This window comes from Kosakonia radicincitans DSM 16656 (assembly GCF_000280495.2).
GTDB lineage: Bacteria > Pseudomonadota > Gammaproteobacteria > Enterobacterales > Enterobacteriaceae > Kosakonia > Kosakonia radicincitans.
In genome coordinates this window covers 2200403-2225288 of the sequence record NZ_CP018016.1, presented here as the reverse complement: position 1 = coordinate 2225288, position 24886 = coordinate 2200403, and the positions used below count along the sequence as shown (strand labels likewise).

General features: G+C 55.6%; 25 protein-coding genes. 9 read left to right on the top strand and 16 right to left on the bottom strand.

Annotated features, from left to right (window positions below):
- The first annotated feature begins 1 nt into the window (after position 1).
- From rsmF to Y71_RS10885, 3 genes are all read left to right on the top strand, one after another.
- Positions 2-1483, top strand: coding sequence for a 16S rRNA (cytosine(1407)-C(5))-methyltransferase RsmF (gene rsmF / locus Y71_RS10895; protein WP_035942235.1), 1482 nt, complete (start codon positions 2-4; stop codon positions 1481-1483).
- A 114-nt stretch (positions 1484-1597) separates the two neighbouring features.
- Entirely contained in the window at positions 1598-1837 is a 240-nt protein-coding gene (locus Y71_RS10890) for a YebV family protein (protein ID WP_007371619.1), read from the top strand.
- A gap of 106 nt (positions 1838-1943) precedes the next feature.
- Positions 1944-2135 (top strand): YdfD/YebW family protein, encoded by a 192-nt coding sequence (locus Y71_RS10885; RefSeq protein ID WP_007371618.1) that lies wholly within the window; start codon positions 1944-1946, stop codon positions 2133-2135.
- Here the strand turns inward: Y71_RS10885 and pphA are convergent, their stop codons facing one another.
- The gene (gene pphA / locus Y71_RS10880) at positions 2136-2780 is read right to left on the bottom strand and encodes a protein-serine/threonine phosphatase (RefSeq protein ID WP_007371617.1); all 645 of its coding nucleotides are present in this window, start codon (positions 2778-2780) and stop codon (positions 2136-2138) included.
- A gap of 173 nt (positions 2781-2953) precedes the next feature.
- Between pphA and Y71_RS10875 the strand changes: the two genes are divergently transcribed.
- Complete coding sequence (locus tag Y71_RS10875) at positions 2954-3901, top strand: VirK/YbjX family protein (RefSeq protein WP_007371616.1); 948 nt, start codon at positions 2954-2956, stop codon at positions 3899-3901.
- An 86-nt stretch (positions 3902-3987) separates the two neighbouring features.
- On the opposite strand, the gene Y71_RS10870 is transcribed toward Y71_RS10875, so the two are convergent.
- On the bottom strand, positions 3988-5019 hold the full coding sequence (locus Y71_RS10870) for a zinc-dependent alcohol dehydrogenase family protein (RefSeq protein ID WP_007371615.1): 1032 nt from the start codon (positions 5017-5019) through the stop codon (positions 3988-3990).
- Positions 5020-5123: 104 nt separating this feature from the next.
- Between Y71_RS10870 and Y71_RS10865 the strand changes: the two genes are divergently transcribed.
- Positions 5124-6035, top strand: coding sequence for a LysR family transcriptional regulator (locus tag Y71_RS10865; RefSeq protein WP_007371614.1), 912 nt, complete (start codon positions 5124-5126; stop codon positions 6033-6035).
- Positions 6036-6171: 136 nt separating this feature from the next.
- On the opposite strand, the gene Y71_RS10860 is transcribed toward Y71_RS10865, so the two are convergent.
- The 4 genes from Y71_RS10860 to Y71_RS10845 form a co-directional block, all read right to left on the bottom strand.
- A complete protein-coding gene (locus Y71_RS10860) occupies positions 6172-9243 on the bottom strand; it encodes an efflux RND transporter permease subunit (protein ID WP_007371613.1) in 3072 nt (1023 codons plus the stop codon).
- Complete coding sequence (locus tag Y71_RS10855) at positions 9240-10394, bottom strand: efflux RND transporter periplasmic adaptor subunit (RefSeq protein ID WP_007371612.1); 1155 nt, start codon at positions 10392-10394, stop codon at positions 9240-9242. The genes Y71_RS10860 and Y71_RS10855 overlap by 4 nt, the downstream gene beginning before the upstream one ends.
- Positions 10395-10487: 93 nt before the next feature.
- The gene (locus Y71_RS10850; RefSeq protein WP_007371611.1) at positions 10488-11666 is read right to left on the bottom strand and encodes a sensor histidine kinase; all 1179 of its coding nucleotides are present in this window, start codon (positions 11664-11666) and stop codon (positions 10488-10490) included.
- Positions 11663-12358 carry a response regulator gene (locus Y71_RS10845; RefSeq protein WP_007371610.1) on the bottom strand — a complete coding sequence of 232 codons (696 nt, stop codon included), beginning with the start codon at positions 12356-12358 and terminating at the stop codon, positions 11663-11665. The genes Y71_RS10850 and Y71_RS10845 overlap by 4 nt, the downstream gene beginning before the upstream one ends.
- 127 nt (positions 12359-12485) lie before the next feature.
- Here Y71_RS10845 and Y71_RS10840 point away from each other — a divergent pair, with 127 nt between their 5' ends.
- The gene (locus Y71_RS10840) at positions 12486-13274 is read left to right on the top strand and encodes a MipA/OmpV family protein (protein ID WP_007371609.1); all 789 of its coding nucleotides are present in this window, start codon (positions 12486-12488) and stop codon (positions 13272-13274) included.
- A gap of 107 nt (positions 13275-13381) precedes the next feature.
- Here the strand turns inward: Y71_RS10840 and Y71_RS10835 are convergent, their stop codons facing one another.
- From Y71_RS10835 to yobA, 4 genes are all read right to left on the bottom strand, one after another.
- Positions 13382-13912: a lipocalin family protein gene (locus Y71_RS10835; RefSeq protein ID WP_007371608.1), complete on the bottom strand. Its 531-nt coding sequence runs from the start codon at positions 13910-13912 to the stop codon at positions 13382-13384.
- 754 nt (positions 13913-14666) lie between these two features.
- Positions 14667-15005 carry a YebY family protein gene (locus tag Y71_RS10830; protein WP_035887479.1) on the bottom strand — a complete coding sequence of 113 codons (339 nt, stop codon included), beginning with the start codon at positions 15003-15005 and terminating at the stop codon, positions 14667-14669.
- Positions 15006-15023: 18 nt separating this feature from the next.
- Positions 15024-15893 carry a copper homeostasis membrane protein CopD gene (gene copD / locus Y71_RS10825; RefSeq protein WP_007371605.1) on the bottom strand — a complete coding sequence of 290 codons (870 nt, stop codon included), beginning with the start codon at positions 15891-15893 and terminating at the stop codon, positions 15024-15026.
- A 3-nt stretch (positions 15894-15896) separates the two neighbouring features.
- Entirely contained in the window at positions 15897-16271 is a 375-nt protein-coding gene (yobA, locus tag Y71_RS10820) for a CopC domain-containing protein YobA (RefSeq protein ID WP_007371604.1), read from the bottom strand.
- Positions 16272-16408: 137 nt separating this feature from the next.
- Between yobA and Y71_RS10815 the strand changes: the two genes are divergently transcribed.
- Both Y71_RS10815 and exoX read left to right on the top strand, forming a co-directional pair.
- Positions 16409-16639, top strand: a complete 231-nt coding sequence (locus Y71_RS10815) for a DNA polymerase III subunit theta (protein WP_007371603.1) — start codon at positions 16409-16411, stop codon at positions 16637-16639.
- A gap of 11 nt (positions 16640-16650) precedes the next feature.
- Positions 16651-17313 (top strand): exodeoxyribonuclease X, encoded by a 663-nt coding sequence (gene exoX, locus Y71_RS10810; RefSeq protein WP_007371602.1) that lies wholly within the window; start codon positions 16651-16653, stop codon positions 17311-17313.
- Here exoX and ptrB read toward each other — a convergent pair.
- From ptrB to Y71_RS10790, 4 genes are all read right to left on the bottom strand, one after another.
- The gene (gene ptrB / locus Y71_RS10805; protein WP_007371601.1) at positions 17310-19370 is read right to left on the bottom strand and encodes an oligopeptidase B; all 2061 of its coding nucleotides are present in this window, start codon (positions 19368-19370) and stop codon (positions 17310-17312) included. The genes exoX and ptrB overlap by 4 nt on opposite strands.
- A gap of 83 nt (positions 19371-19453) precedes the next feature.
- Positions 19454-20110: a tellurite resistance TerB family protein gene (locus tag Y71_RS10800; protein WP_035942234.1), complete on the bottom strand. Its 657-nt coding sequence runs from the start codon at positions 20108-20110 to the stop codon at positions 19454-19456.
- Between the two features lie 90 nt (positions 20111-20200).
- Positions 20201-20551: a protein YebF gene (yebF, locus tag Y71_RS10795; RefSeq protein WP_007371599.1), complete on the bottom strand. Its 351-nt coding sequence runs from the start codon at positions 20549-20551 to the stop codon at positions 20201-20203.
- 63 nt (positions 20552-20614) lie between these two features.
- A complete protein-coding gene (locus Y71_RS10790; protein ID WP_007371598.1) occupies positions 20615-20953 on the bottom strand; it encodes a YebG family protein in 339 nt (112 codons plus the stop codon).
- Between the two features lie 133 nt (positions 20954-21086).
- Between Y71_RS10790 and purT the strand changes: the two genes are divergently transcribed.
- Positions 21087-22265 carry a formate-dependent phosphoribosylglycinamide formyltransferase gene (gene purT, locus Y71_RS10785; protein WP_007371597.1) on the top strand — a complete coding sequence of 393 codons (1179 nt, stop codon included), beginning with the start codon at positions 21087-21089 and terminating at the stop codon, positions 22263-22265.
- 70 nt (positions 22266-22335) lie between these two features.
- On the opposite strand, the gene kdgA is transcribed toward purT, so the two are convergent.
- Both kdgA and edd read right to left on the bottom strand, forming a co-directional pair.
- Positions 22336-22977: a bifunctional 4-hydroxy-2-oxoglutarate aldolase/2-dehydro-3-deoxy-phosphogluconate aldolase gene (gene kdgA, locus Y71_RS10780; protein ID WP_007371596.1), complete on the bottom strand. Its 642-nt coding sequence runs from the start codon at positions 22975-22977 to the stop codon at positions 22336-22338.
- A 37-nt stretch (positions 22978-23014) separates the two neighbouring features.
- Positions 23015-24826, bottom strand: a complete 1812-nt coding sequence (gene edd, locus Y71_RS10775; protein ID WP_007371595.1) for a phosphogluconate dehydratase — start codon at positions 24824-24826, stop codon at positions 23015-23017.
- Between the last annotated feature and the right edge of the window lie 60 nt (positions 24827-24886).

The following is a 24886-nucleotide window of genomic DNA, read 5'->3' as shown; positions in this document are numbered from 1 at the left end:
TATGCTACACTGCGCGCCTGTTTTTCTCCTTGTGGTGCGCCCCGTGGCTCAAAACGCTGTCTACCTCCCTGAGGAATTCCTCGCGCAAATGCGCCTGGCAATGCCGGAACATCTCTCTTTCGATGAGTTTATCGCTGCCTGCCAGCGCCCGCTGCGCCGCAGTATTCGCGTTAACACGCTGAAAATCTCCGTCGCCTATTTTCTCACCCTTGTCGCCCCTTATGGCTGGCAACTGACGCCAGTACCGTGGTGCGAGGAAGGGTTCTGGATCGAGCGCGATGATGAAGAGGCGCTGCCGCTGGGCAGTACTGCTGAGCACCTGAGCGGGATGTTTTATATTCAGGAAGCGAGTTCAATGCTGCCGGTTGCCGCGTTGTTTGCCGATGGCGAAATGCCGCAGCGCGTGATGGACGTAGCCGCCGCACCGGGCTCCAAAACCACGCAGATCGCCGCGCGGATGAATAATTCCGGCACCATTCTTGCCAACGAATTTTCCGCCAGCCGCGTCAAAGTGTTGCACGCGAATATCAGCCGCAATGGCATCCGCAATGTAGCCCTGACACATTTTGATGGCCGCGTATTCGGCCCTGCGCTGCCCGAGATGTTCGACGCTATTCTGCTTGATGCGCCCTGCTCCGGCGAAGGTGTGGTGCGTAAAGATGCGGATGCGCTGAAAAACTGGTCCGTTGCCAGCAATCTGGAAATTGCGGCCACGCAGCGTGAACTGATTGATAGCGCTTTTCACGCGCTGCGTCCCGGTGGCACGCTGGTCTATTCCACCTGCACGCTCAACCGCGACGAAAATGAAGCCATCTGCCACTGGTTGTGGGAACAGTACCCGGATGCCGTCGAATTTCTGCCGCTGGATGGGCTGTTTGCCGATGCCGCTCGCGCTATAACAGCAGAAGGTTTCCTGCACGTATTCCCGCAAATTTACGACTGCGAAGGTTTTTTTGTCGCCCGTCTGCGTAAAACGGCGGCGGTCGAGCCTTTGCCTGCACCGACGTACAAAGTGGGCAATTTCCCCTTCACGCCGCTCAAAGCAAAAGAGGCGTCCCAGGTCGCAACGGCCGCTGCTGCCGTCGGCTTACGCTGGGACGACAGCCTGCACCTGTGGCAGCGCGATAAAGAGCTGTGGCTGTTTCCGACCGAAATCGAGCCGTTAATCGGCAAAGTCCGCTTCTCGCGCATTGGCCTGCGTCTGGCGGAAACGCACAACAAAGGGTATCGCTGGCAGCACGAAGCGGTGATTGCGCTGGCGGGCCAGGATAACCCGCTGGCGTTTTCCCTGACGCTCGCCGAGGCGGAAGAGTGGTATCGCGGACGCGATATTTACCCGCAAACACTGCCCGCGCGTGACGATGTGATTGTCACTTTCCAGGGGCAACCGCTGGGTCTGGCGAAAAAAGTGGGATCGCGGCTGAAGAACAGTTATCCGCGTGAACTGGTGCGTGATGGCCGATTGTTTGCCAGTAATGCGTGATGCCGCACAAAAAAAGCGCACATTCTGACTGGCATCTTTCTCCATGTTGTACCAGGCTGAAATTTGGACGGCTACACTGGTCGTACCACATTTCAACGTTCAACGGAGAGCATTATGACGAAAACCAGCGTGCGCATTGGCGCATTCGAAATCGATGATGCCGAGTTGCAGGGAGAGAACCAGGGGGAGCGAACGTTACATATCCCCTGTAGTTCCGATCCAGATTTATGCATGCAACTTGATGCCTGGGACGCGGACACCAGCATTCCCGCGCTCCTTAACGGCGAACATTCGGTCCTTTATCGCGAGCATTACGATCAACAATCTGATACCTGGGTTATGCGCCTTGCCTGATCCAATGGAAACCCGTCCGTAAGACGGGTTATTTACCCGCCTGATTTCCCCTGCCTGAATTCATCCCCTACACTTATCGTTACGTTGTACGGAACTGAGGGATGGAATGTTCGCTCTGGTCTTATTCGTTTGCTACCTGGACGGTGGATGTGACGACATCGTAGTCGATGTGTTTAATACGGAGCAGCAGTGCCTTGTTGCCATGGACAATCAACGCATACGCTATGGCGGCTGTTTTCCCGTCGAAGAGTTTATTGATGGTTTCTGGCACCCGGCCAATGAATTCAGCGATTTTTAGCTACTGTAACTGCACCAGCGTTAATTCACCGCCGAAGACAGCTCCGGTGTCGATGTAATGCTGGTTTTGTCTGTCAATGCGCGCTTTCAGCGGCGTATGACCAAACCAGAAATGATCGGCGCCCGCAATACGCTGCCCTTTTCCTGCCAGCCACTGGTTGAGCCTGTCGCGGCGCCACAGCACCGATTCACCGTCCACGGCTTGTTCCCACTGGTACTCTTCAGCCGGGTAATCCGCATGCGCGATGACGTTCACCGCGCCGCCGCAGCGTATCTCCAGAATATAAGGCAATTCAGCGCAGGTGCGCAGCGCGGCCAGCGCCTCTTGCTGTTCCGCCTCGCTGAGGGCACTAAACCAGCTACCACCATTGAGTTGCCACATCGCCATATCGCCAAAACGCAGGGCGTCAATCGCCATCTGCTCATGATTACCGCGCACGGTCTTAAACCAGCGTTTTTTGAGCAGCGCCAGGCAGCGCAGGCTATCCGGCCCGCGATCGATTAAATCCCCCACGCACACCAGCAGATCCTGGTACGGATCAAACTGGCGTGCGCGTAGCGCCTGCATTAAACGCTGGTGGCAACCGTGCAGATCGCCAACCAGCCAGATATGCCGCCAGCGCTCTCCATCAAGACGTTGATACATAATTTCCCTCCCTTTTTTGAGTATAGGAAAATCCTTGACAGATGGAGTAATAATTGCGCTCAGCCTGTTAATTAAATAAAGGTTAAATGAAAGCGAAATAAAACAAAGGCGCCTATTAATTTGTATTTTCCAGACCTCTAAAATATCAATATATTAATTAGAGGCCATTCATCGTGTCGAATATTAGTCAATCAACAGAACTTAAACAAAATAATAATTCACACATTATTGGTGATCTGGTGAGTGGTCGCCTCGTGCCTGGCCCCATCTGGAAAAAGCGCGAGTATCGCCTTAAGTTTCTGCTGCGTTCGCTGCTGTTCTGGTCTGCCACCAACCGCATGCTTAATGCCCTTTCCCGCCGCCCGGATTTCGACCGGCTGCTGGCGACCCAAATCACACTGCCGAGTAAATCGCACCGTCAGTATCTGACGCGCGGTTTACATGCCTCACAGCGTGCCGATGCCATTATCAACCACTACCACTGGCTTGATAACAACGTATCACCGCGACTGGCCGCGGCCCTCAGCGCGACAGAACCCACACAGATTATTGATTTTATGGGGAAAGATGATACGCATTTCACGGTGTATGCTTCTAACGCCAGCAAAGCGGAACGCGAAGGGGAAAGCACACTCTGGTTGTGCGATGGCGACAATACGTTACTGGCCAGCGCAACGTTCAGCGTGATCAGCGAAAAGGGGCAGCAAATTCTGGTCATTGGTGGTCTGCAAGGCCCGCGCAAAGAGGTCAGCCATGAGGTCATTAAACTGGCGACCCGCGCCTGCCACGGCATTTTCCCGAAAAAAATCGCCCTTGAAGTACTGAGCCAGCTCGCCACACTGACCGGTATTTCGGCAATCTATGGCGTAAGTGATAACGGGCATGTGTTCCGTGCGTTGCGTTATCGCCTGAGCAAAGGACGACATTTCCATGCCAGCTATGATGAATTTTGGGCGTCGATTGAAGGGGTAAAAGATAATACCTGGCGCTGGCGTTTGCCGCTAATTTTTTCACGTAAGTCGCTGGAAAGTATCGCCAGTAAAAAACGCGCAGAATATCGCCGTCGTTTTCAGTTACTGGATGATGTTGCAGAAAAAATGCATGCGTTGGTGCTGAAATAAATATAAACGGGCGGTGATTTACCCTGCCCGTTTATATTTTTTACAACAAAAACATCATTGCCGAATAATAATTCCGCAAGACGCGATCACCTGATTGTCTTATTTTCCATGGTGATAATTATCTTGCCTGACGGCCCACGCTCCAGATGTGCCAGCGCCGCTGGCAGCGCTTCCAGCGGATAAAGCTGGTCTATCACCGGAGCGAATCCCTGTTGGTCGACAGCAACGCAGAGATCTTCAAGCGCCCGTCGGTGTCCGGTGCCAATGCCATAAATATGCAGATCTTTAAACAGCAACGGTTCCAGCGGCGAAGAAACCTCGAAACCCGCCAACGCGCCAATCAGATAAATTTTTCCACCCACCGCCGCCATTGCGGCGGACTGACCCAGATGGCTGCCACCGACAAGCTCCAGCACGTGATCCACCCCACGATCGGCGGTTAATGCCAGAACCGTCGCCACAACATCCTGCTGGCGATCGATCACCTCATCCGCGCCCCACTGTTTCGCCTGTTCACATTTGCTGCTTCGGGTCACCAGCAAGGTGCGCGCCCCTTTCATGCGGGCAAGCTGCAGTGCGGCGAGCGCCACGCCGCCAGTTCCTTCGATCAGCACCGTTTCACCAGGCTGGATATTGCCGCGTTCGACCAGTGCGAACCAGGCCGTGAGCGTAGCGCAAGGTAAAGTGCTGGCTTGCACATGATCCAGAGAAATCGGTTTGCGTACCATCCAGCTCTCTTTCATTACGACATACTCTGCCAGCACGCCCGGATAGAATCCGCCCAGCGTCCGGTAAGACATTTCACGCGCATTACCCGGCCGTGGCCCGTCCTGCCACTCCGGCGTAAAGACAGAAATCACCTCATCGCCTGGCACAAAGCGGATCACATTCGCGCCGGTAGCCACCACACAACCTGAAAGATCAGAGCCGGGTGTAAAAGGAAAACGCAGGGGTAAACCGCGCCCATTTTCGATGACCATCAGGTCCCGATGATTGAGGGCAACTGCCATCACTTTTACCAGCACTTCATCCGCTGCGGGCTGTGGCCGGGCAACATGATTCAGCGCTAACGCGTCACGCCCTGTCTGGTTCATTTCCCAGCGTTTCATGGTCTGCATCGCTTCTTTTCCTCGGTTATTGATCTGTTTTGCATTCTGACAGCGCCGGGATTGCGAATTAATACCTTATAATCCGCATGAACTGGTGAATGAGGGGCAACAATGTGAAAGGAACCGAATACACGGAACTGGTCGCTTTTCTGGCGGTCGCCGAGGAGAAAAACTTCCGCCGCGCCGCGGGGAGACTGGGGTTATCCCCGTCAGCGGTGAGTCATACCATTCGCACGCTTGAAACCCGATTGCAGGTTCGCCTGTTCAATCGCACCACGCGCAGCGTTTCACCGACGCAAGCCGGGCTGGATTTTATTGCCCGACTCTCTGCGCCGATGCAGGCGCTGGAGAGCGCCGTTGAGTCCGTCAGCGAAACGGGTCCGGCGCTGCGGGGCAAGCTGCGCATCAACCTGTCACGTCTGGCCGCACAGCGCGCCATTCTGCCGAAGCTGCAACGGTTCATGTCGCTTTATCCCGGCATCCAGCTTGATTTGGTCATTGATGATCATCTTGAAGATGTGGTGGCCGCCGGGTTTGATGCCGGGATCCGCACCGGAGACCGCGTGCCAAAAGACATGATTGCAGCGCGCATGACAGACGATCTGCAAATGGTGATTGTCGCAGCGCCCTCCTGTTTCCGCGAGCAGCCTCTGCCCACGCGGCCTGAAGCCCTCAGCCAGTATCGCTTGATTAATTATCGCTGGAGCGAGAATGGCGCGCAGTATCGCTGGAAACTGCAACGCGGTAATGAAAAGGTCGAGGTTGCCGTCGATGCGGCATTAACCGTCAATGATATCAATGTGCAACTGGCTGCCGCTGAATCGGGCGTCGGGCTGGCGTTATTGGAAAAGCAGCAAGTCCACGTCGCCATCGAAGCGGGAACGCTGATTCACGTCCTGCCGCAGTGGCATAGACATGAAGAGGGATTCTTTCTTTACTATCCGCGCAACGCTTTTATGGCGCCAGCAATGCGCTTACTGATCGATTTTTTTCGCCTGCAGTCAGGCTCACGGCCGCGCAGCTGAACGGGGGCGGCAAAGCCCCCGCCCGCCTGCGGGTAAAATAAAGAGAGCAATTCTCTGTTTTCACCCGGCCCGCTCCGCTTCCGGCATATGCCGGTTTTCAGCTAGCGGCCAGATTTTCCCTGATAGCCTGAATGGGCTAATGGCGGTTTTCCGTCCCGCCCGCGGTTTTATGCCAGCTCAGCAGCAGGCTGAAGGCAGCGGGTAACACGGTCAGCGTGACCAGCGTGGCCACAATCAACCCGCCAATAATCGCGTAGGCCATCGGCCCCCAGAATACCTGATGCGAGATAGGGATCATCCCGAGAATCGCGGCACAGGCGGTCAACATAATAGGCCGCGCCCGGTGCTCCGTCGCCGCCACAATGGCTTCGTTTGCGGCCATCCCCTGCGCCAGATTGTTGTCCACTTCGCTAATCAAAATGACCGCGTTGCGAATAATCATCCCCGCCAGCGCAATCCCCCCCAGCAATGCCACAAAGCCCATCGGCGTTCCCGTCGGCAACATTGCCAGGACAATCCCCGGCAGACCGAAAGGGGCCATCAGCAGCGCAAGCAGCATGCGGGAAAAACGCTGCAACTGAAGCATTAACAACGTCAGCATGACAATGAGCGTCACGGGTAGCACAGCGTACACCGAGCGGTTTCCTTTATCGGATTCAGCCGCCGTCCCGCCTTCTTCGATTCGGTATCCGGCAGGCAGTTGCGCGCGCAGTTTATCCACTGCTGGACGCAGGCCAGCCGACACGCTTTCAGCGCGCACGCCGGGCGCCAGATCGGTCTGAACCGTGATAAAAGGCAGTCGCTGGCGACGCCAGATAACCGGATCGTCCACGCCCCAGGCCAGCGTGGCGACTTCGCTCAGCGGAATTTTTGTGCCCTTTGCCGTCGGTAACATCAACGTCGACAGCGTGCCAAAATCCAGCCGTTCGCGATCGTTGCCGCGCAACACCACCCCGACCAGGCGATCGTTATCCCGTACCGTGGTCACCGTGCTGCCGGACCAGACGGTATTCAGCATTTGCGCGATGCTCTCTGATGAAACCCCTGCCGCCCGCGCTGCCGTCTGGTTGACCTGAAGCGAGATCGTTCTCTCTGGCTCGCCAGCGGTCAGGTTCACTTCGCGAGTCAGTGATGACGTGCCTATTTCTGCCGCCAGGCGATGCGCAAGCCGTTGCACCTGCGCATAATCCGGCCCGCTCACCCGGTATTTCACCGGCCAGCCCACGGGCGGCCCTAACTCCAGCGGCGAAACACGGGTTGTCAGATCGGCGAACTGGCTGGTCAGCAGCGTCGTCAGTTGCTGGCGCAGGCGATCCCTCGCCGCCAGATTTTTCGCCACCACCACCAGCTGTGCAGTGTTTTCATTATCCAGCAACACATCCATCGGCAGATAAAAACGGACCGCGCCGGAACCGACATACGTGGTGTAGTGATCGATATCCGAATTCCCCTTGAGCGCCCTTTCCAGGCGTTCCGCCTGCCGCTCTGTTTCAGGCTGAGAGGCATTCGCTGGCAGAGCCAGGCTGACCAGCAGCTCCGGGCGATCCGAGGCCGGGAAAAACTCGCCCTGCATCCAGCGCGTACCGATCGCCGCCAGCGCCAGTGCAGCAACGGCAATCGCCAGGGTCGATAAACGGTGGCGCAGCACGCACGCCAGCAAAGCCCGATATGCACGCGCCAGCCGTCCTGCGCCGCGTTGGTGCCCGTTGATGTGGGCTGGCAGCAACCATGCGCCCGTCAGGGGAGAAAAGAGTATGGCGACCACCCACGAGCAGAGTAAGGCCATCAACACCACGGCAAACAGCGAGAAGCAGTATTCTCCGGCGCTGCTGGCAGCAAAGCCAACGGGGATGAAACCGGCGATCATCACCAGCGTTCCGGTGAGCATAGGAAATGCCGTGGTTTTGAATGCATAGGTGGCGGCACTTTTGCGTGACTCGCCAGCTTCCAGCCGGGCTACCATGGTTTCGACAGTGATCATCGCGTCATCCACCAGCAGCCCCAGCGCAATGATCAGCGCGCCCAGAGAAATGCGCTGCAACCCAATGCCAGCCAGCATCATCCCGGCAAAGGTCATCGCCAGTACCAGCGGTATCGCGGCGGCAACCACCAGCCCCGCCCGCATTCCCAGCGAAACAAAAGAGACGGCAAGCACAATCAGCACAGCCTCAACCAGCACCCGGACAAAACCGCTGACCGCGTCGCTCACCACCGCCGACTGATCTGCCACCTTAACCATCTCAATACCATGCGGCAACTGCGCCGCAACTTCAGCCATTCTTGCATTCAATGCCTGGCCGAAACGCAACATATTACCGGTGGCAGCCATCGAAATGGCTAACCCGATCGCAGGCTGGCCGTTGACGCGAAATACCGGCGCAGGCGGCTCGGCAATCTGGCGGCTTACCGTGGCAATATCGGTCAGCGGAATATAGCGGTCGTTGATATGCAGGGTGACCGCCCGCAGGCTCTCCTCGCTGGTCAGCGCGCCGCTGACGCGCAGCGCGACATTATCTTTGCCGGTACGAAGTGTCCCGGCCGGTTCGACGGCATTTTGCGCGGCCAGCGCATCGCTCACCTGCTGGATATCCAGCCCCATCCCCGCCAGTTGTCGGGGCGAAAAGGCGATCACTATCTGCTCCTGCTGTTCACCCAGCAGGGTCATTTTGCCCATGTCCGGCAGCGACATCAGGCCACGGCGGATCTCCTCCACGCGATCGCGCAGTTCACGCGCGCTATAGCCCTCCGCCGTGAAACCATAAATTGTGCCAAAGGTGTCATCAAACTCATCATTCACCGCCGGGCCTTGCGCGCCCTGAGGCAGCGAAGGGGCAATGTCCTGCATCTTTTTGCGGATCTGATACCAGATGTCCGGCACCTGCCGCGGCGGCGTATCGTCGCGCAGATTGACATAGATAACGGCGCTGCCAGACCGGGTTTCGCTTTCGATATAATCCAGCCACGGGATCTCCTGGAGTTTCTTTTCCAGCACATCGGTAACAAGCCGCGTGGTATCCGCAACCGTAGCGCCAGGCCACTGGGCAGAGACCACCGCCGTCTTGATGGTGAAGGCTGGATCTTCATTACGCGGCAGATTTTCGTAGCACAGCACGCCGGTCGCGATAATAAGCAGCATAAAAAAGCTTACCAGTTGCTGATGTGCCAGCGCCCAGGCAGAAAGATTAAAGCGTGGTTCAACAGGCTTCATGGCTGCGGCTCCCCGACAATTACCGGTTCACCGGCGCGCAGTTTGCTTACGCCTGCGGTGATGACTTTGTCGCCGACGCCCACGCCTGAAGCAATCACGGCGGATGTTGCAGAGTAACCGGCAAGCGCGACCGCGCGTAATTGCGCTTGTCCATGCCCGTCGATAATAAACACCGCCGGTTGATCGCCGATGCGGCTGAGTGCTGACGCCGGTACGGTATAGCCGCCAGGCATTGTTGACGGTATCTCAACGGTCGCGCTGGCTCCCAGCGCCATCGCCAAAGGCGGGGCCTCTAAAGTCACCCTGACCTGCCAAGTGCGGGTCTGCGGATCGGCCTGCGGGCTGATGTCGCGCAATTTTCCGCTGGCGCGGATAGCCGGGTTTGCCAGCAAAGCCACCGGAAACCGTAGTGTGTTTGACGATGATGCAGGCAAAAGCTGTGGATCGGCGATATCAAAAACCACATCTCGCGCATCGCTGGTCGCCAGCGTGAAGATCGTCTGCCCTGCGCTGACCACTTGCCCCGCCGAGGCGCTGACGCGAGTGATGATCCCATCGGCAGGCGCTGTCAGTTGGGTCCAGCCCAGATTCTCCTGCGCAGTATGCAATGCGGCGATACTGCTTTGCAGGCGGGATGCGGCCGCCTGCCAGTCGGCGCGAGCGCTATCAAGCTGAGTGCGGGCGATGGCCCCGGAAGGCATGAGCTTCTGCATTCGGTTCAGGTTAAGTGCCGCAACGCGTTCGGCGGCGCGGGCGCTTTCCACATCTGCGGCGGCACTGGTCAGTTGGTTTTTCCCGGTCTCACTTTCAATTGCAGCAAGTACCTGTCCGGCATGCACCCGTTCGCCAATATCGACCAGGCGGCTGACCATTCGCCCGTCGAGGCGGAAAGCCAGCGCCGTTTCATCATGGGCGCGGATCTCCCCGGTGCGCACTGTCACCGGATGCGCGGATGCCGCCCCGATAACCTGATAACGAACGGGTCTTGGCGGTGCGGGTTTTTCTGTCGGTTTATCTCCGCACCCCGTCAACAATGGCAGTACCCCCGCGAGAAGCAGCAGCGGAAGCAGAGAAAAGAGGGAAACCGTGCGTGCAACAGTAAAAAGATGATGCAGGCCCTGACGCAGATAATCGCTAAACTGTTCTGACATAACGCCACTCCGAATCGGTAATGGCGCCATTAAATCCGGCTTGCGTCGAGATTCGTTCCAGTTTTCGTCAAGAATCCATCAAGAGCGTGTGAATTACCCCGTCGCGTCTGTAGGAAGCGAGATGCTGACTTTCAGGCCGCCTTTTTCCGGTAATGAAGCGTTGATGCTGCCGCCATGCGCGTGGCAGATGGCGCGAGCAATGGAGAGCCCAAGACCGCTGCCTCCGGAATGTCGCGCCCGCGACGTTTCTGCGCGGGTGAAGCGCTCAAATATAAGCGGCAGAAAATCCGCCGTCACGCCCGGCCCGTCATCCTCAAAATCAATCCGGTAGAGATTATGCTGTTGCTGAAGAACGATGGATAAATGGCCGTCCCGCCGACCATAGCGCAGCGCATTTTCCATCAAGACAGTAAAAACCTGCCCCAGGCGGAACGCGTCGCCGATGAACATCGAAGGTGCGCTTGCGGTAACGGTAATCGCCAGACCGGCGCTATCCGCCAGTGGTTTCAGCCATGCCGCACGCTCATTTAACAGTTCCGCCAGAGACACCGGCTGGAGCGTAAGCGTAAGCTGTCCCGCATCAGCCAGCGATAACAGGTGGAGTTCATCCGTCAGCCGGCTGAGATACTGCAACTGCTTCATCACCATTCCCAGCTGCGCTTCGCTGGGTTCAAACACCCCATCCAACATACCCTGCAAACGACCAATGGCGGCCGTCAGCGGCGAGCGCAGTTCATGTGCCATCGCCACATGCGAAGCCCGAAGCTCGCGTTCATATCTCGCCAGTTGGCGCGTCATACTGTTGAAGTCGCTGGCGAATCGCACCATTTCCTCAGGCGCTTCTTTTACCAGCTCCGCCTGGCTACCAAACTGACCGTGCGAGACTTCGTCGGCCGCATCCCGCAGACGGCTGAATTGCAGCGCCAGCGGCCGCACATAGCGAAGCCCCATAATGACAATAAAGGGGATCATCACCAGCACCAGCACTGCGACCATTATCCAGTCCGCAGAGGCAATTGAGGGCGTGGAATAGCTCAGCCCCCACCATGTGTCGACAATATCGTGGAAGCGCGACGGATTGAGTTGCGGGTTCTCTTTCAGGGCAAGAAACTCGTCGCGCACCGGGGCGGGCATATGGTGCAGCACCCAGAAATTCTGCACGGCGTAACGCAACCACATACATAACGCGATGATGATGACAGAGCCGATCGCCAGCGCGAGGATACGCCCGCAAATCCAGCGCCAGAGCGACTGATAAACCGATTTTTTCATGGCTGCCGGAACCTGTAGCCGACCCCGCGCACATTGGCTAAAACGCCCGTTACGCCCGCACTTTCAAGTTTTTTGCGTAAATTATAAACGTGGGTATCGACGACCCTTTCCAGCGCCTCGCTTTCCGGCAGGCACTGCTCAAGCAGGAACTGGCGTGAGAAAGGTCGCGTCGGATGGCGCAGCAAAGTGGTTAAAATCGAAAACTCGGCTGGCGTCAGTTCGAGAAAACGCTCGCTGTTATCCGGCTGGATGACCGCCGCCGTAATGGCGGTAGTGTTCACTTCCAGATGATGCCAGCGCAGGATCTCTTCTCGCGTTTCTGTGCGGCCAGCGCGTCGCAGCACCGCCTGAACGCGTGCCACTACTTCGCCGGGATGGTAGGGTTTCACGACGTAATCATCCGCGCCGTAACGTAATGCTCCGATACGATCGGGCGCATCTCCCATCGCCGTCACCATAATCACCGGCACATCGCTTTTGCGACGCAGAGCCGCCAGCACTTCTGTACCATTCATTCCCGGCAACATCACATCCAGCAGGATAAGATCGGGCTTCCAGCGTTGCGCCAGCTCAAGCCCGCTAAGGCCATCGACGGTCAACGATACATCGTAATTTTCACGACGCAGGTAGGCTTCCAGCACGTTTGCCGCATCGACATCGTCTTCGATCACAAGAATTTTCCGGGACAGCATTTGCTCACCTTGACCGTTTCTTAACACTTTCCTGACCGTTTATTGATATGAGCCGGATATATTCCGCGCTCAGAAGATGGTAAAACCCTGCCGCAACAGCATGTTCCCCAATAAGCGAGATGTGATGATGATATCGATAAAAACCGCCTTGTACAGGAGCAGCCCATTACTGGCCGCCTTCGCATTTTCAGCCCATGCTGATGACGATACTGCCGCGCAAAATGCGTTCACCCTGGGCATCGGTGGGCAATATGCCCCTCGCTACAGTGGCTCAGACAAACAACGCCTGCAAATGGTTCCGGTGATACAGGCACGCTGGAATGCGCTCTTTTTTGATTCGCAAAAGGGGCTGGGTTACGACTTACAGGCCGATAACGGTCTCTATTTCGAACATACGCTCGGTTATGGTCTGGGTCGTGCTGATAGCAACTCCGGCTGGCGCGATGGCGCAAACAATTTAAAAGGGATGGGCAACATTGATGCCACCCTCAATACGGCCATGGCTGTCGGCTGGAGCATTACCCCGTGGCTTAACATTGAAGGCAAAGCCACCCTTCCCCTGACCGACGGCCAGGGCGTGCAATACCAGACATCGCTGGCGTTAATCCCGCTGCAAACCGCCAGCGATACGTTGGCTTTTCAGTCTGCCGCGCTGTTTGGCGATAGCCGATATATGAACACTTTTTATGGCGTCAGCAGAGAGCAAAGTCTGCGTAGTGGATACGCTCGCTATACAACGGCGGCGGGGTTCTATGGGGTGAACAGTGACCTGACGTGGAATCATCAATTTGATGAACACTGGGGAGCAATGATCAGTGTCGGTTATAGTTGGTTAAGCGACCATGCCGCAGACAGCCCGCTGGTGCAGCGCCGTAATGAAGGTACTGGCGTGTTGGCCATTCTTTATACCTTCTAGAGGGTTCAGAAAGGCAAACCTGCCCGCATTGCTCTGATGCCGCAGTCATTATGGACATAAGCCGCTCTCCGGCTTTTCTGCAACCTCCGGAGAGCGGGTTCCCCGCACTAGTCGCTTTGCACAACCCAATGGAGTTTATTGACCTGGAAACCCAGACGCTGCGCAACCGCGAGATAATGTTGCTTCACGGCATCCGGAATGGTCGGCGTGCGTGAGAGGATCCACAGGTAATCGCGGTTTGGCCCACTCACCAACGCGTAGTGATAGTCGTCATCGAGAGCAATAACGTTATAGCCGCCATAGAACGGGCCAAAGAACGAGACCTTCAGCGCGGCGGTCGTCGGCGACCCGGTAAACAAGGCTTTGCCTTCACTCTCACGCCACTTTTGCTTTTGCGGATCGTAACCCCGGTTCAGCACGCTGATTGCCCCGTCGCGGCGCTGGCCATAGGTCGCGGTAACCTGCTCCAGGCCGCGTTCAAAGCGGTTTTCCAGCCGTGCGATTTCATACCATTTGCCAAGATAGCGGCTGGCATCAAAGCCGGTGACGGGCTGTACGCCTTTCGGCGGAGTGGGCGACTTGCAAGCCACCAGCGTCAGTGCAACCGCTACGCCGGTCAAAACAGGCCAGAATTTCATGTGCGCTCCTTTTCTCTGCAGCATCAAGTGTGCGTGGATACCGGGCTTCTATTTTATCTATCCTCGCTGATAAATCGCCTAAGAAAGCGACCTATAACCAATTGAAATAAAATAGTAATCAAAATAATCTTTGTCAAAATTTGGACAAAATTTATCGATTGTATAGATTTTAACTATACTCCGGGACGCTGTTGTCCATCGTAAAGGTACGCATATGCAATCCGTCATTGAACGGTTGGTGGCTTACTATGGGCAGGAGATTGAAAAATTGCGTATACCCGCGCCTTACTGACTGAAAAATATCGGTATTCCTCCCCTTTTTCATGGGTTGTAAATTCGCAAAATCGGGACAAATGTTACGTTGAAAGATTTTCGATAAACTGGGCAAAAAGGAATTTATTCTGGTATAAAGTTGAAAAGTCCGAACATGAGAATTCTGACCAGCATGGGTCGTTTTCGGGCTTTGTGCTGTAACTGCTTGTAAAAAGTGCAGATAAAAAAAGACCGAATACGATTCCTGTATTCGGTCCAGGGAAATGGCTCTTGGGAGAGAGCCGTGCGCTAAAAGTTGGCATTAATGCAGGCTAAGTCGCCTGGCACTTTAAGAATAGATGACGGCGTCAGCTTTTCCAGTCCGCGACAAAAGTGGTCAGAAAAATTCGCTAATCGTCACGCTAAAAAATGCAAAAACCGCAAGACTTGCTCAGACAGGCTTGCGGTTTTTTATTAAATATCAGGCTCCTGATGTAGCCAGTTAACAAAGTTTCTCAGCCCGGGCGATAAACGGTTCAAGGCTCATCTTTTCGCCGGGTTTTGCGGGATCATTAACCTGAATAATGCTGATCGGCTGCCCACTGGCTTTACCGCTGGCGACCTGCTTTTCCGCCACATCATTCAGTGGGTATTGCACCAGCGTGCTGGGATTGATGGCATAAAGCGCGTGTCCGGGACGGCAGGTCAGCATGATCTCTTCGCGATCAAATGCCCATTTGTCTTTGCCAATTTCAAAGCGGCTGACGGTGATCACCTGCGGTGCAGCCAGTGCCACACCTGAACATGTCAGCATTAACAATCCTAATAAGTTCTTTTTCATTCTTTCCGCCAGGTTCAGTCAAAAAGGTTCCCATGTCGCAAAAAGGCTCACTGCGGCAAGCACCAGCGCGCCCAACCCCAGTTCGGCCCAGGTCAGGATGATAAATCGCTGCCGCGCGGCATCATTATGCCGATTCAGACGCGGCACCAGAACATACCGATTCACAAGGGCAATTACCACCATCAGCGCCACAAGCGCACATTTCAGCAACAGCATCCGCCCCCAGTCATTTTGCCAGGGGCGCGCTACGCCTTCGATCAACAGTGTATTAACCACACCAGTGGCCAGCACGCCCGCGACCGCAAAATGGCCATAGTGGGAAAAACGCAGCATGGCCGAGATGGCCGCCGGGCGTGACTGCCCATGGGCCAGGCGCATGCAAAACAGTACCGGCAGCAATCCGCCGATCCACATCGCTGCGCAAAGCAGATGCAGCGCATGATTGCCACGCTGAAGAACGCCCATCGCCCCTTCGCGCATTGCAGCGTGTCCGACTCCCGCCGCCAGCAGAAACTGGATCGCCAGCAGCACGAAGATGCGCCGCTGTTGTTGAGGCTGAAGGAACAGGCTTATCAGCGTCAGGAGGGAAAAAATAATTTGCCATGCCCAGATTGTGCCAAAACCGGTCGCCGCTACCGCCAGCCAGGTCGAGGGTTGCCAGACATCTCCCCATCCCTCCCCCATTAGCCCCCCCTGGAAAGCAAACATCAGGATCGCGCTAAGGGCGCTCAGCCATAAACATCCACGCAGAAGAGGAAGAAAGTGGCGGGTCATCAGATGCTCCAGGCTGCGCGGAGCCAGCCACGCGCTGAACAGCGCGCAGCCAAACGAAAGCATCAGGGCAGCGAAATGCACAAATCGCAACCCAACAAAAGCGGTCTCCAGCATTTGTTACTTCACAGAAAAGTGATACTGGCCGCTGGTTTTGTGCCCATCAACGGAAACCACATGCCAGTTAACGGTATAATCGCCCGGCGTCAACGGTTGCTCCAGCGGAACGATCATCTGCTTTTTGTCATTCTCATTGCGCTTTACTGTGCCGGTCCTGATAATTTGTTGCTGCGCACCGGTTACCGAGATGCCGCTGAATTTCGGTTCGATACCTTCCGAGAAATTCAGCGTTAGCGCCTGCGGCGCAGCGGTTACCGCCGCATCGGCGGCCGGATATTGCCCCTTGAGATGCGCATGTGCCAGCACTGCAGGTGCCGTAAAAAGGCTGGCGATGAGCACCGCTGTTCGCCAGTGTGCGTAAGAAGAGATGGACATAGAGTTCATTCCTTTTTGTTATACATTTAGGGGAAAGAATAACCCTGTACAATATTCGCGTCGAGTATCATTGCCGGTGTACTTGTCTTTCTGCGACAGGCTTAGTAACTTTTGCCGCGTGAACCCAGGAGAAAATCATGATTACCAATCTTGCGCAGCTTGAACAGGATGAGATGGACAAGGTCAATGTCGATCTTGCTGCCGCGGGCGTTGCCTTTAAAGAACGCTACAACATGCCGGTGATTGCGGAAGCCGTGGAGCGTGAACAACCGGAGCACCTGCGTAACTGGTTTCGCGAGCGTTTAATCGCTCATCGTCTGGCTTCCGTTTCGCTTTCACGTCTGCCTTATGAGCCTAAAGCTAAATAACGGAGCCGGTTATGTTACGTGTTATCGATACCGAAACCTGCGACCTGCAAGGCGGGGTGGTGGAAATTGCCTCCGTTGACGTGGTTGACGGAAAGATAGTCAATCCGATGAGCCATCTGGTCCGGCCCGATCGCCCTATCAGCCCGCAGGCGATGGCCATCCATCACATAACAGAATCGATGGTGGCTAATCAGCCGTGGATTGAAGAGATTGTGCCGCACTACTATGGCAGTAACTGGTACGTGGCGCATAACGCCAGTTTTGACCGCCGCGTTCTGCCAGAAATGCCGGGCGAATGGATCTGCACCATGAAGCTGGCGCGCCGTCTCTGGCCGGGAATTAAATACAGCAACATGGCCCTATATAAATCCCGCAAACTGAGCGTACAGACGCCGCCGGGGCTGCATCATCACCGCGCGTTATACGACTGCTATATCACCGCCGCGTTACTGATAGATATTATGCAGGTTTCCGGTTGGACGCCGGATCAGATGGCGACCGTGACCGGCCGCCCGGCGCTGGTAACCACTTTCACCTTCGGTAAATACCGCGGCAAAGCGGTGTCTGAGATTGCCGACCGCGATCCGGGTTACCTGCGCTGGCTGTTCAATAACCTGGAGCGCATGAGCCCGGAACTGCGACTGACGTTAAAGCACTATCTCGGCGACGATTAATGTACCTCGTGTCCGGGTAAGGTGCCCTGCGTCAGGGCAATCAGAAAAGCATACTCCAGCGCCACGCCTTCATAGGATTTAAAACGCCCGGATTTTCCTCCGTGCCCGGAATCCATATCGGTACAGAGCAGCAGCAAATTATTGTCCGTTTTATACTCACGCAGTTTTGCCACCCACTTCGCCGGTTCCCAGTACTGCACCTGCGAATCATGCAGCCCGGTCGTTACCAGCATGTGCGGGTAATCGTGAGCCTCGACGTTGTCATAAGGGCTGTAGCCTTTGATGTAGTGATAGTACGTTTCATCCTGCGGATTCCCCCACTCTTCAAACTCACCGGTGGTCAGCGGAATAGATTCATCCAGCATGGTGGTCACAACATCAACAAAGGGCACCTGGGCAATAACGCCATGAAATAGCGCGGGACGCTGATTGATGACTGCGCCGATCAGCATACCGCCAGCGCTTCCCCCCATGCCGTAGCAGAAGAGCGGCGAACCATATCCCTGCGCCAGCAGCGAATCGGTGACATCAATAAAATCATTGAAGGTATTTTTCTTGTTGAGGAATTTTCCCTCTTCATACCACGATTGCCCCAGCTCACCGCCGCCGCGTACGTGCGCGATGGCAAACACAAAGCCACGATCGAGCAGGCTCAGGCGGCTGCTGCTAAAATCTGCATCCATACTGGCGCCATAGGATCCATACCCGTAGACCAGCAGCGGATTTTCACCTTTGCGGAATAAGGTGTGGTTGTAGACCAGCGAGACCGGTACTTCGACGCCATCTCTGGCGTGAATCCACAGGTGTTCACTGCGATAGTGGCTGGCATCGAAACCAGCGACTTCAACCTGCTTCAGCACGCGCCGCTCGCCGGTATCCATATCCAGTTCAAAAAGCGTATCCGGCGTGGTCATCGACGAGTAGCCGTAGCGTAAACGCGAGGTTTCCGGTTCCGGGTTATATGCCAGCCAGGTGACATAGGCTGGATCGTCAAACGCAATGCCTACCACTTCCCGAGTCTTACGGTTGATCTGCCGCAGGCTGGTTAAACCACGTTGCCGCTCCTCAACCACCAGCCAGTCGCTGAAGAGCGTAAACCCTTCCAGCATCACCTGTTCGCGCGCCGGAATCAGCACTTCCCAGCGTCTTTCATCGCGCACTTTGGTGCGATACAGGCCAAAGTTTTTGCCTTCGCGGTTAGAACGCAGGTAAAAAGTGTGCTGGAAATGGTCAAGGTTGTACTCATGCTCTTTGCGTCTTGGCAAAAAGCAGAGCGGCTGCGCATCAGGTAGCTCTGCGTCGAGAAGCAGCACTTCGCTGGTGGTAGCGCTGGAAAGGTGGATTGTGATGTAGTGCTGCGAGGTCGTTTTGCCCAAACCGACATAGAAGGTCTCATCCTGCTCTTCGTACACCAGTTCATCCTGCTGCGCCGGTTCTCCGACGGTGTGGCGCCACACCTGATAAGGTAACAGCGTGGTTGCATGCTTGCGCACATAGTAGAGCGTTTCGGAGTCATTAACCCAGACAAAATCCGGTGAGACGTTATCCAGCACTTCCGGGTACCAGTTGCCGGTTTCAAGGTTACGAAAACGCAAACCATACTGGCGGCGCGATAAAAAGTCTTCGGCTATCGCCATGATGGCATTGTCTGGCGAAACTTCCAGGCCGCCGAGCGTATAGAATTCGCTGTGTGATGCGCGCTGGTTGGCATCCAGCAGCACCGTCCACTCATCCCACTCGGCGCTCAGTACCGACTGACGCTGGTAGATTGCATACTCATTACCCGGTTCGTAAATGTGCCGATAGCGATAACCATTTCTGACATAGGGCGCGGAAACTTCACGTTGCGGTATGCGTGAGATGATCTCCTGCAGCACCTCATCCTGTAACGCCTGTTGTGACGACATCATTTTGCGGCCGTAATCATTTTCCTGACGCAGATAGTCAAGCACCTCTGGCTGCGAGCGGGTATCGTCCCGCAGCCAGTAATAGTTATCAACGCGCGTATCGCCATGCGTGGTGATTGCGTGTGGGATCAGTTTTGCTTTCGGCGGCATAGTATTGTTCTTTTTTGTTTAACACACTTGTAAGGTTGGCAAAACCCGCGCGTGATGCAAGCGAAACCACACTGTAATCAGAATCAAGCGGTAAGTTTTTGCTGCTTTATATCCTCTTCTATCTCCTCACGAACTGCCTGCGGGATCTGTAACGCATCTCCCAATGCATTCAGATAGCTGCGTTCCATAAAGTGATCGATATCGATAACGGCACAGCTGAGATACCAGAGTTCCAGCGCCTCTTCTTCATTCTGTACGCCCTGCGCCAGGCGTGCGGGATCCAGCGGTTGTTCAATTGCCTGCGCAACCAACTGCCGCCCCTGCTCTTCCACCCCGGCTTCACGAAGTTGCTGCTCGATAGCGGCTCGTTCTTTGTCGTCGATATGACCATCGCTTTTCGCCGCAAAAACCAAGGCCAGGATCAGCCGCTCCGTGCGCACATCCAGCGGAGATTGCTGCTGACCGTATTGCGGCTCACCCTGATGCGCGTTACGGATACGGTCTTTGTATTTATTCCACAGCACCGTACCGGCGACCGCGCCGCCGCCAACCAGCAGTGCGCTGGTACCGTATTTAGCAAGAAACTTACGTGAGGATTTACTGGCAACGAGCAGCCCGGCAAGGCCACCCAGAGCGCCCGGCGCCAGCAGGTTATGTAACCTCTGCTCGCCTGAAGATGAGGGATCCGCATTATCTTTCGAACCCAGCAACGACTGTATTTGATTCAACCAGCTCATAATGCCCTCGCTTATCTATGTGTGGTTGCCCAGAGTAAGCGAGGGGGATGTCAGGAAGTGTCTGTAGCGGCAAAAGATGAGAAAATTATTGCGTTACGGCTGTGGCTGGTACTCTGCCGTACCCGCTTTGCAATCGACGGCCACGCGGTAGTGAATATCCATATTTTTACCGCGAACCGTGAGCGGTACCGTCCATTTATCACGCTTGCCGACGATCTCTTTCGGATTCACCCAGGCAACCGGATCGGCCTGCCCCAGTTTTTTCTGATCGTCAGCCCAGCGCACAATGCGATTTTGCAGATAGTCACGCTTAACGCTGGCCGCGATCCCATCGGCATCAAGACCTTCACAAGAAGGAAACTTTACCGATTTATCCGTTGTAGCGTGCGCCATGGTACTGCCTGCCAGCAAAAGCAGACCTGTAAAAACTCCTGCTATTTTCATGCTTATCTCCTGGTACTTACTTGTCCAGTCAAAAGCATGGTACAAATTGCTGGCAGCGCAAGATCAGGCGACTTTCGCGCGCTTCTGCGCGCTTTTAATATCCACTGCGTCTGTCGGTTCAGCATCATCAGAAGTAGCCGCTGCAGCAGGTTCTTCCGCTTCAGCACCTGGCAATTTGCCGGATTTCAGAATACCGCTCAGCGCATCTTTCTGTTCGGCAAGCCACAGCGCCATTTGATCGCGCATCTCATCTTCCAGCGCTACCGGGCCGGTACCTAACCAGTCGCCCAGCACTTCCGCCAGATCGAGCATTTTATCGTAAGCATCAGCTTCCTTTTTGCTGGCAAAAGACATTTTTTCCTCACCTTCACGAATGACTACGTATTTAACTTCTACCGCCATGATGCAGCCTCATTCAACTGTGTATTTATACAGTATAGTAGCGCGATGAAAAAAGCATCGCAAGGGATAAAAGACAGACGCAAACGTTTTCGTTTATACTGCGCCCAGTTTTTTTCCCCAACGGTAAGATGCTATGACTCTTTTAGGTACTGCGCTGCGCCCTGCAGCTACTCGCGTGATGTTACTCGGCTCTGGCGAACTGGGTAAGGAAGTGGCCATTGAATGTCAACGACTGGGCATTGAAGTGATCGCGGTTGATCGCTACGCCGATGCGCCCGCCATGCATGTGGCGCACCGTTCACATGTGATCAATATGCTTGATGGTGATGCGCTGAAGGCGCTGGTCGCGCAAGAAAAACCGCATTTTATCGTGCCAGAAATCGAAGCTATCGCCACCGACACGCTGCTGGAACTGGAAGCGCAAGGCCAGCATGTGGTGCCCTGCGCCCGTGCCACAAAGTTGACCATGAACCGTGAAGGCATTCGTCGCCTGGCGGCGGAAGAGTTGCAGTTACCGACATCCAGCTACCGCTTTGCCGACAGTGAAGCGGCTTTTCGCGATGCCGTCGCTGAGATAGGTTTGCCCTGTATCGTAAAACCGGTGATGAGCTCCTCCGGTAAAGGCCAGAGCTTTATTAAAAGCGCAGAGCAACTGACGAAAGCCTGGGAATACGCCCAACAGGGCGGTCGTGCGGGTGCCGGGCGGGTGATTGTCGAGGGCGTGGTCAACTTTGATTTTGAAATCACGCTTCTGACCATCAGCGCCGCTGATGGCGTCCATTTTTGCGCGCCGGTCGGCCACCGCCAGGAAGAGGGTGATTATCGCGAATCCTGGCAGCCGCAGCAGATGTCGCCGCTGGCGCTGGAACGCGCGCAGGCGATTGCCAGCAAAGTCGTACTGGCGCTGGGCGGCTATGGGCTGTTTGGCGTTGAGCTGTTCGTTTGCGGCGATGAAGTGATTTTCAGCGAGGTCTCTCCTCGCCCGCATGATACCGGGATGGTGACGCTGATTTCACAGGATCTCTCGGAGTTCGCGTTGCATGTCCGTGCTTTCCTCGGTTTACCGATTGGCGACATCCGCCAGTACGGCCCGGCTGCTTCGGCAGTGATCCTGCCGCGCCTGCGCAGCCAGAATGTGACCTTCGATAACGTGCAAAATGCGCTCGCAGCCGGTGTGCAACTGCGTCTTTTTGGAAAACCTGAAATCGACGGCTCCCGCCGCATGGGCGTTGCGCTGGCTGTGGCAGAAAATGTCGAAACGGCCGTAGAGCGCGCAGTTGCCGCCGCCGCGGCAGTTCAGGTTAAAGGCTAAAAAAAGCCCGGAGGCGCTCATCGCTTTCCGGGCTTTTCTGCACAAGGCGGGTAAACACCCGCCCGCGAGATTACTGTTTCGCGCCTTCTACCGCTTCGCGCGCCAGTTTGGTGATGCGATCGTAATCACCCGCTTCCAGCGCATCTGCCGGCACCAGCCAGGAACCGCCGATGCACAGTACGCTTTTCAGCGCCAGGTAATCACGGTAGTTAGCCGGGGAGATCCCGCCAGTCGGGCAGAAACGAACCTGAGAGAACGGACCCGCAATCGCCTGCAACGCTTTAGTGCCGCCGTTTGCTTCCGCCGGGAAGAATTTGAACTCTTTCAGACCGTAGTCCATGCCCAGCATCAACTCAGAAACGGTGCTGATGCCCGGGATCAGCGGGATAGTACCTTCGGTCGCGGCTTTCAGCAGCGGCTCGGTCAGACCCGGGCTGATAGCGAACTGCGCGCCAGCAGCGGTGACTTCCGCCAGTTGCTGCGGGTTCAGTACCGTACCGGCACCGATAATTGCGTCGGGCACTTCTTTTGCGATAGCGCGGATAGCATCAATTGCACAAGCCGTACGCAGGGTGACTTCCAGTACGCGAACGCCACCAGCAACCAGCGCTTTTGCCATCGGCACAGCGTGTTCCAGTTTGTTCACTACAATCACCGGCACTACCGGACCTGTTTTCAGAATTGCTTCTGCACTCGTTTTCCAGTTTTTCATCAGAGTTTTTCTCTCGCCAGAACTAAATCTTATCGTCTTAAAAAGTGATACAGGTTGCGCCCTGCTCCGCACCGGAGAGTTTCTCCCGCAGCGCGCCGAACAATTCGCGGCCTGTGCCCACGCGCATCGCGCTCAGGTCAGGAATATGCGGCTGACGTGCGGCAAGTTCGTTGTCATCAACCAGCAGCGTTAACTCGCCTGTCTGCCCGTTTACCCGGATAATATCGCCATCACGCACTTTCGCCAGCAATCCGCCATCGTATGCTTCTGGTGTAACGTGGATCGCCGACGGCACTTTACCTGATGCGCCTGACAGCCGTCCATCGGTAACTAATGCAATTTTGAAACGGCGGTCCAATAATACACCAAGTGGCGGCATGAGTTTATGTAATTCTGGCATGCCGTTCGCTTTTGGCCCTTGGTGACGAACAACCACCACGCAATCACGGTCCAGAAGGCCTGCTTCGAAGGCCGGTAAAACATCATGCTGGCTTTCAAAAATCACCGCTGGCGCTTCAATAACCTGATTTTCAACCGGTACTGCCGAGGTTTTCATCACTGCGCGCCCCAGATTGCCGCTCAGCACTTTGGTGCCGCCATGTTTCGAGAATGGCTGTTCGATGGTCGCAATGACGTCGGCATCCAGCGATGCAGCCGCGCCGTCACGCCAGTCCAGTTCGCCATTATTGAGCCACGGCTCCTGGGTGTAGCGCGTCAGGCCAAAGCCCGCCACGGTGTGAACATCTTCATGCAACAGACCGCCTTTCAGCAGTTCACGCATCAGCACCGGCACACCGCCGGCCGCCTGGAAGTGGTTAATGTCCGCCGGGCCATTCGGGTAGAGACGCGCCAGCAGCGGAACCACATCAGAAAGATCGGAGAAGTCATCCCAGTTGATGATGATCCCTGCTGCGCGCGCCATCGCCACCAGGTGCATAGTGTGGTTGGTGGAGCCGCCTGTCGCCAGCAGCGAGACGATACCGTTCACTACGACTTTTTCATCAATCATTTTACCGAGCGGCATCCACTCGTTGCCATTGCCGGTCAGGCGGGTCACCTGACGGGCTGCCGCTTCAGTCAGTACACGGCGCAGAGGTGCATCCGGATGGACAAACGATGAGCCAGGCAGTTGCATACCCATAAACTCGATCACCATCTGGTTAGTGTTTGCGGTGCCGTAAAACGTACAGGTGCCTGGCGCATGATATGACGCGGCTTCTGATTCGAGCAGCGCCATACGATCGACTTTGCCTTCAGCATAAAGCTGGCGAATGCGTACTTTCTCTTTATTCGCCAGACCGCTCGCCATTGGACCTGACGGGATAAACACCGCCGGTAAATGACCAAATGACAGCGCCGCCATGGCCAGCCCTGGGACGATTTTGTCGCACACGCCAAGGTACAGCGCGCCATCAAACATATTGTGAGAAAGCCCTACCGCTGCCGACATCGCAATCACTTCGCGGCTCAGCAGGGAAAGTTCCATACCGTCCTGCCCCTGGGTTACGCCGTCGCACATTGCCGGAACGCCCCCCGCTACCTGACCTACCGCGTTCACCGAATGCAACGCTTTACGGATAATCTCCGGATAGACTTCGTAGGGCTGGTGAGCAGAAAGCATGTCGTTGTAGGAGGTGATAATGGCAATATTGTTGCGCAACATGCTTTTGAGGGAGGCTTTGTCGTCAGGCTGGCAGGCTGCAAATCCGTGTGCCAGGTTACCGCAGGCCAGTGTGGAACGGCGCACGGTGTTCGTTTTCGCCTGTTCGATGCGTGCGAGATAGGCTGAGCGGGTTTCGCGCGAACGTTCAATAATGCGATTTGTTACGCGTAACATTGTTGAGTTCATAAAGGCTCCTGAAATTTATCTGTCCGGGGGACCGCGTCAACAATGCCATAAGCCATAGTT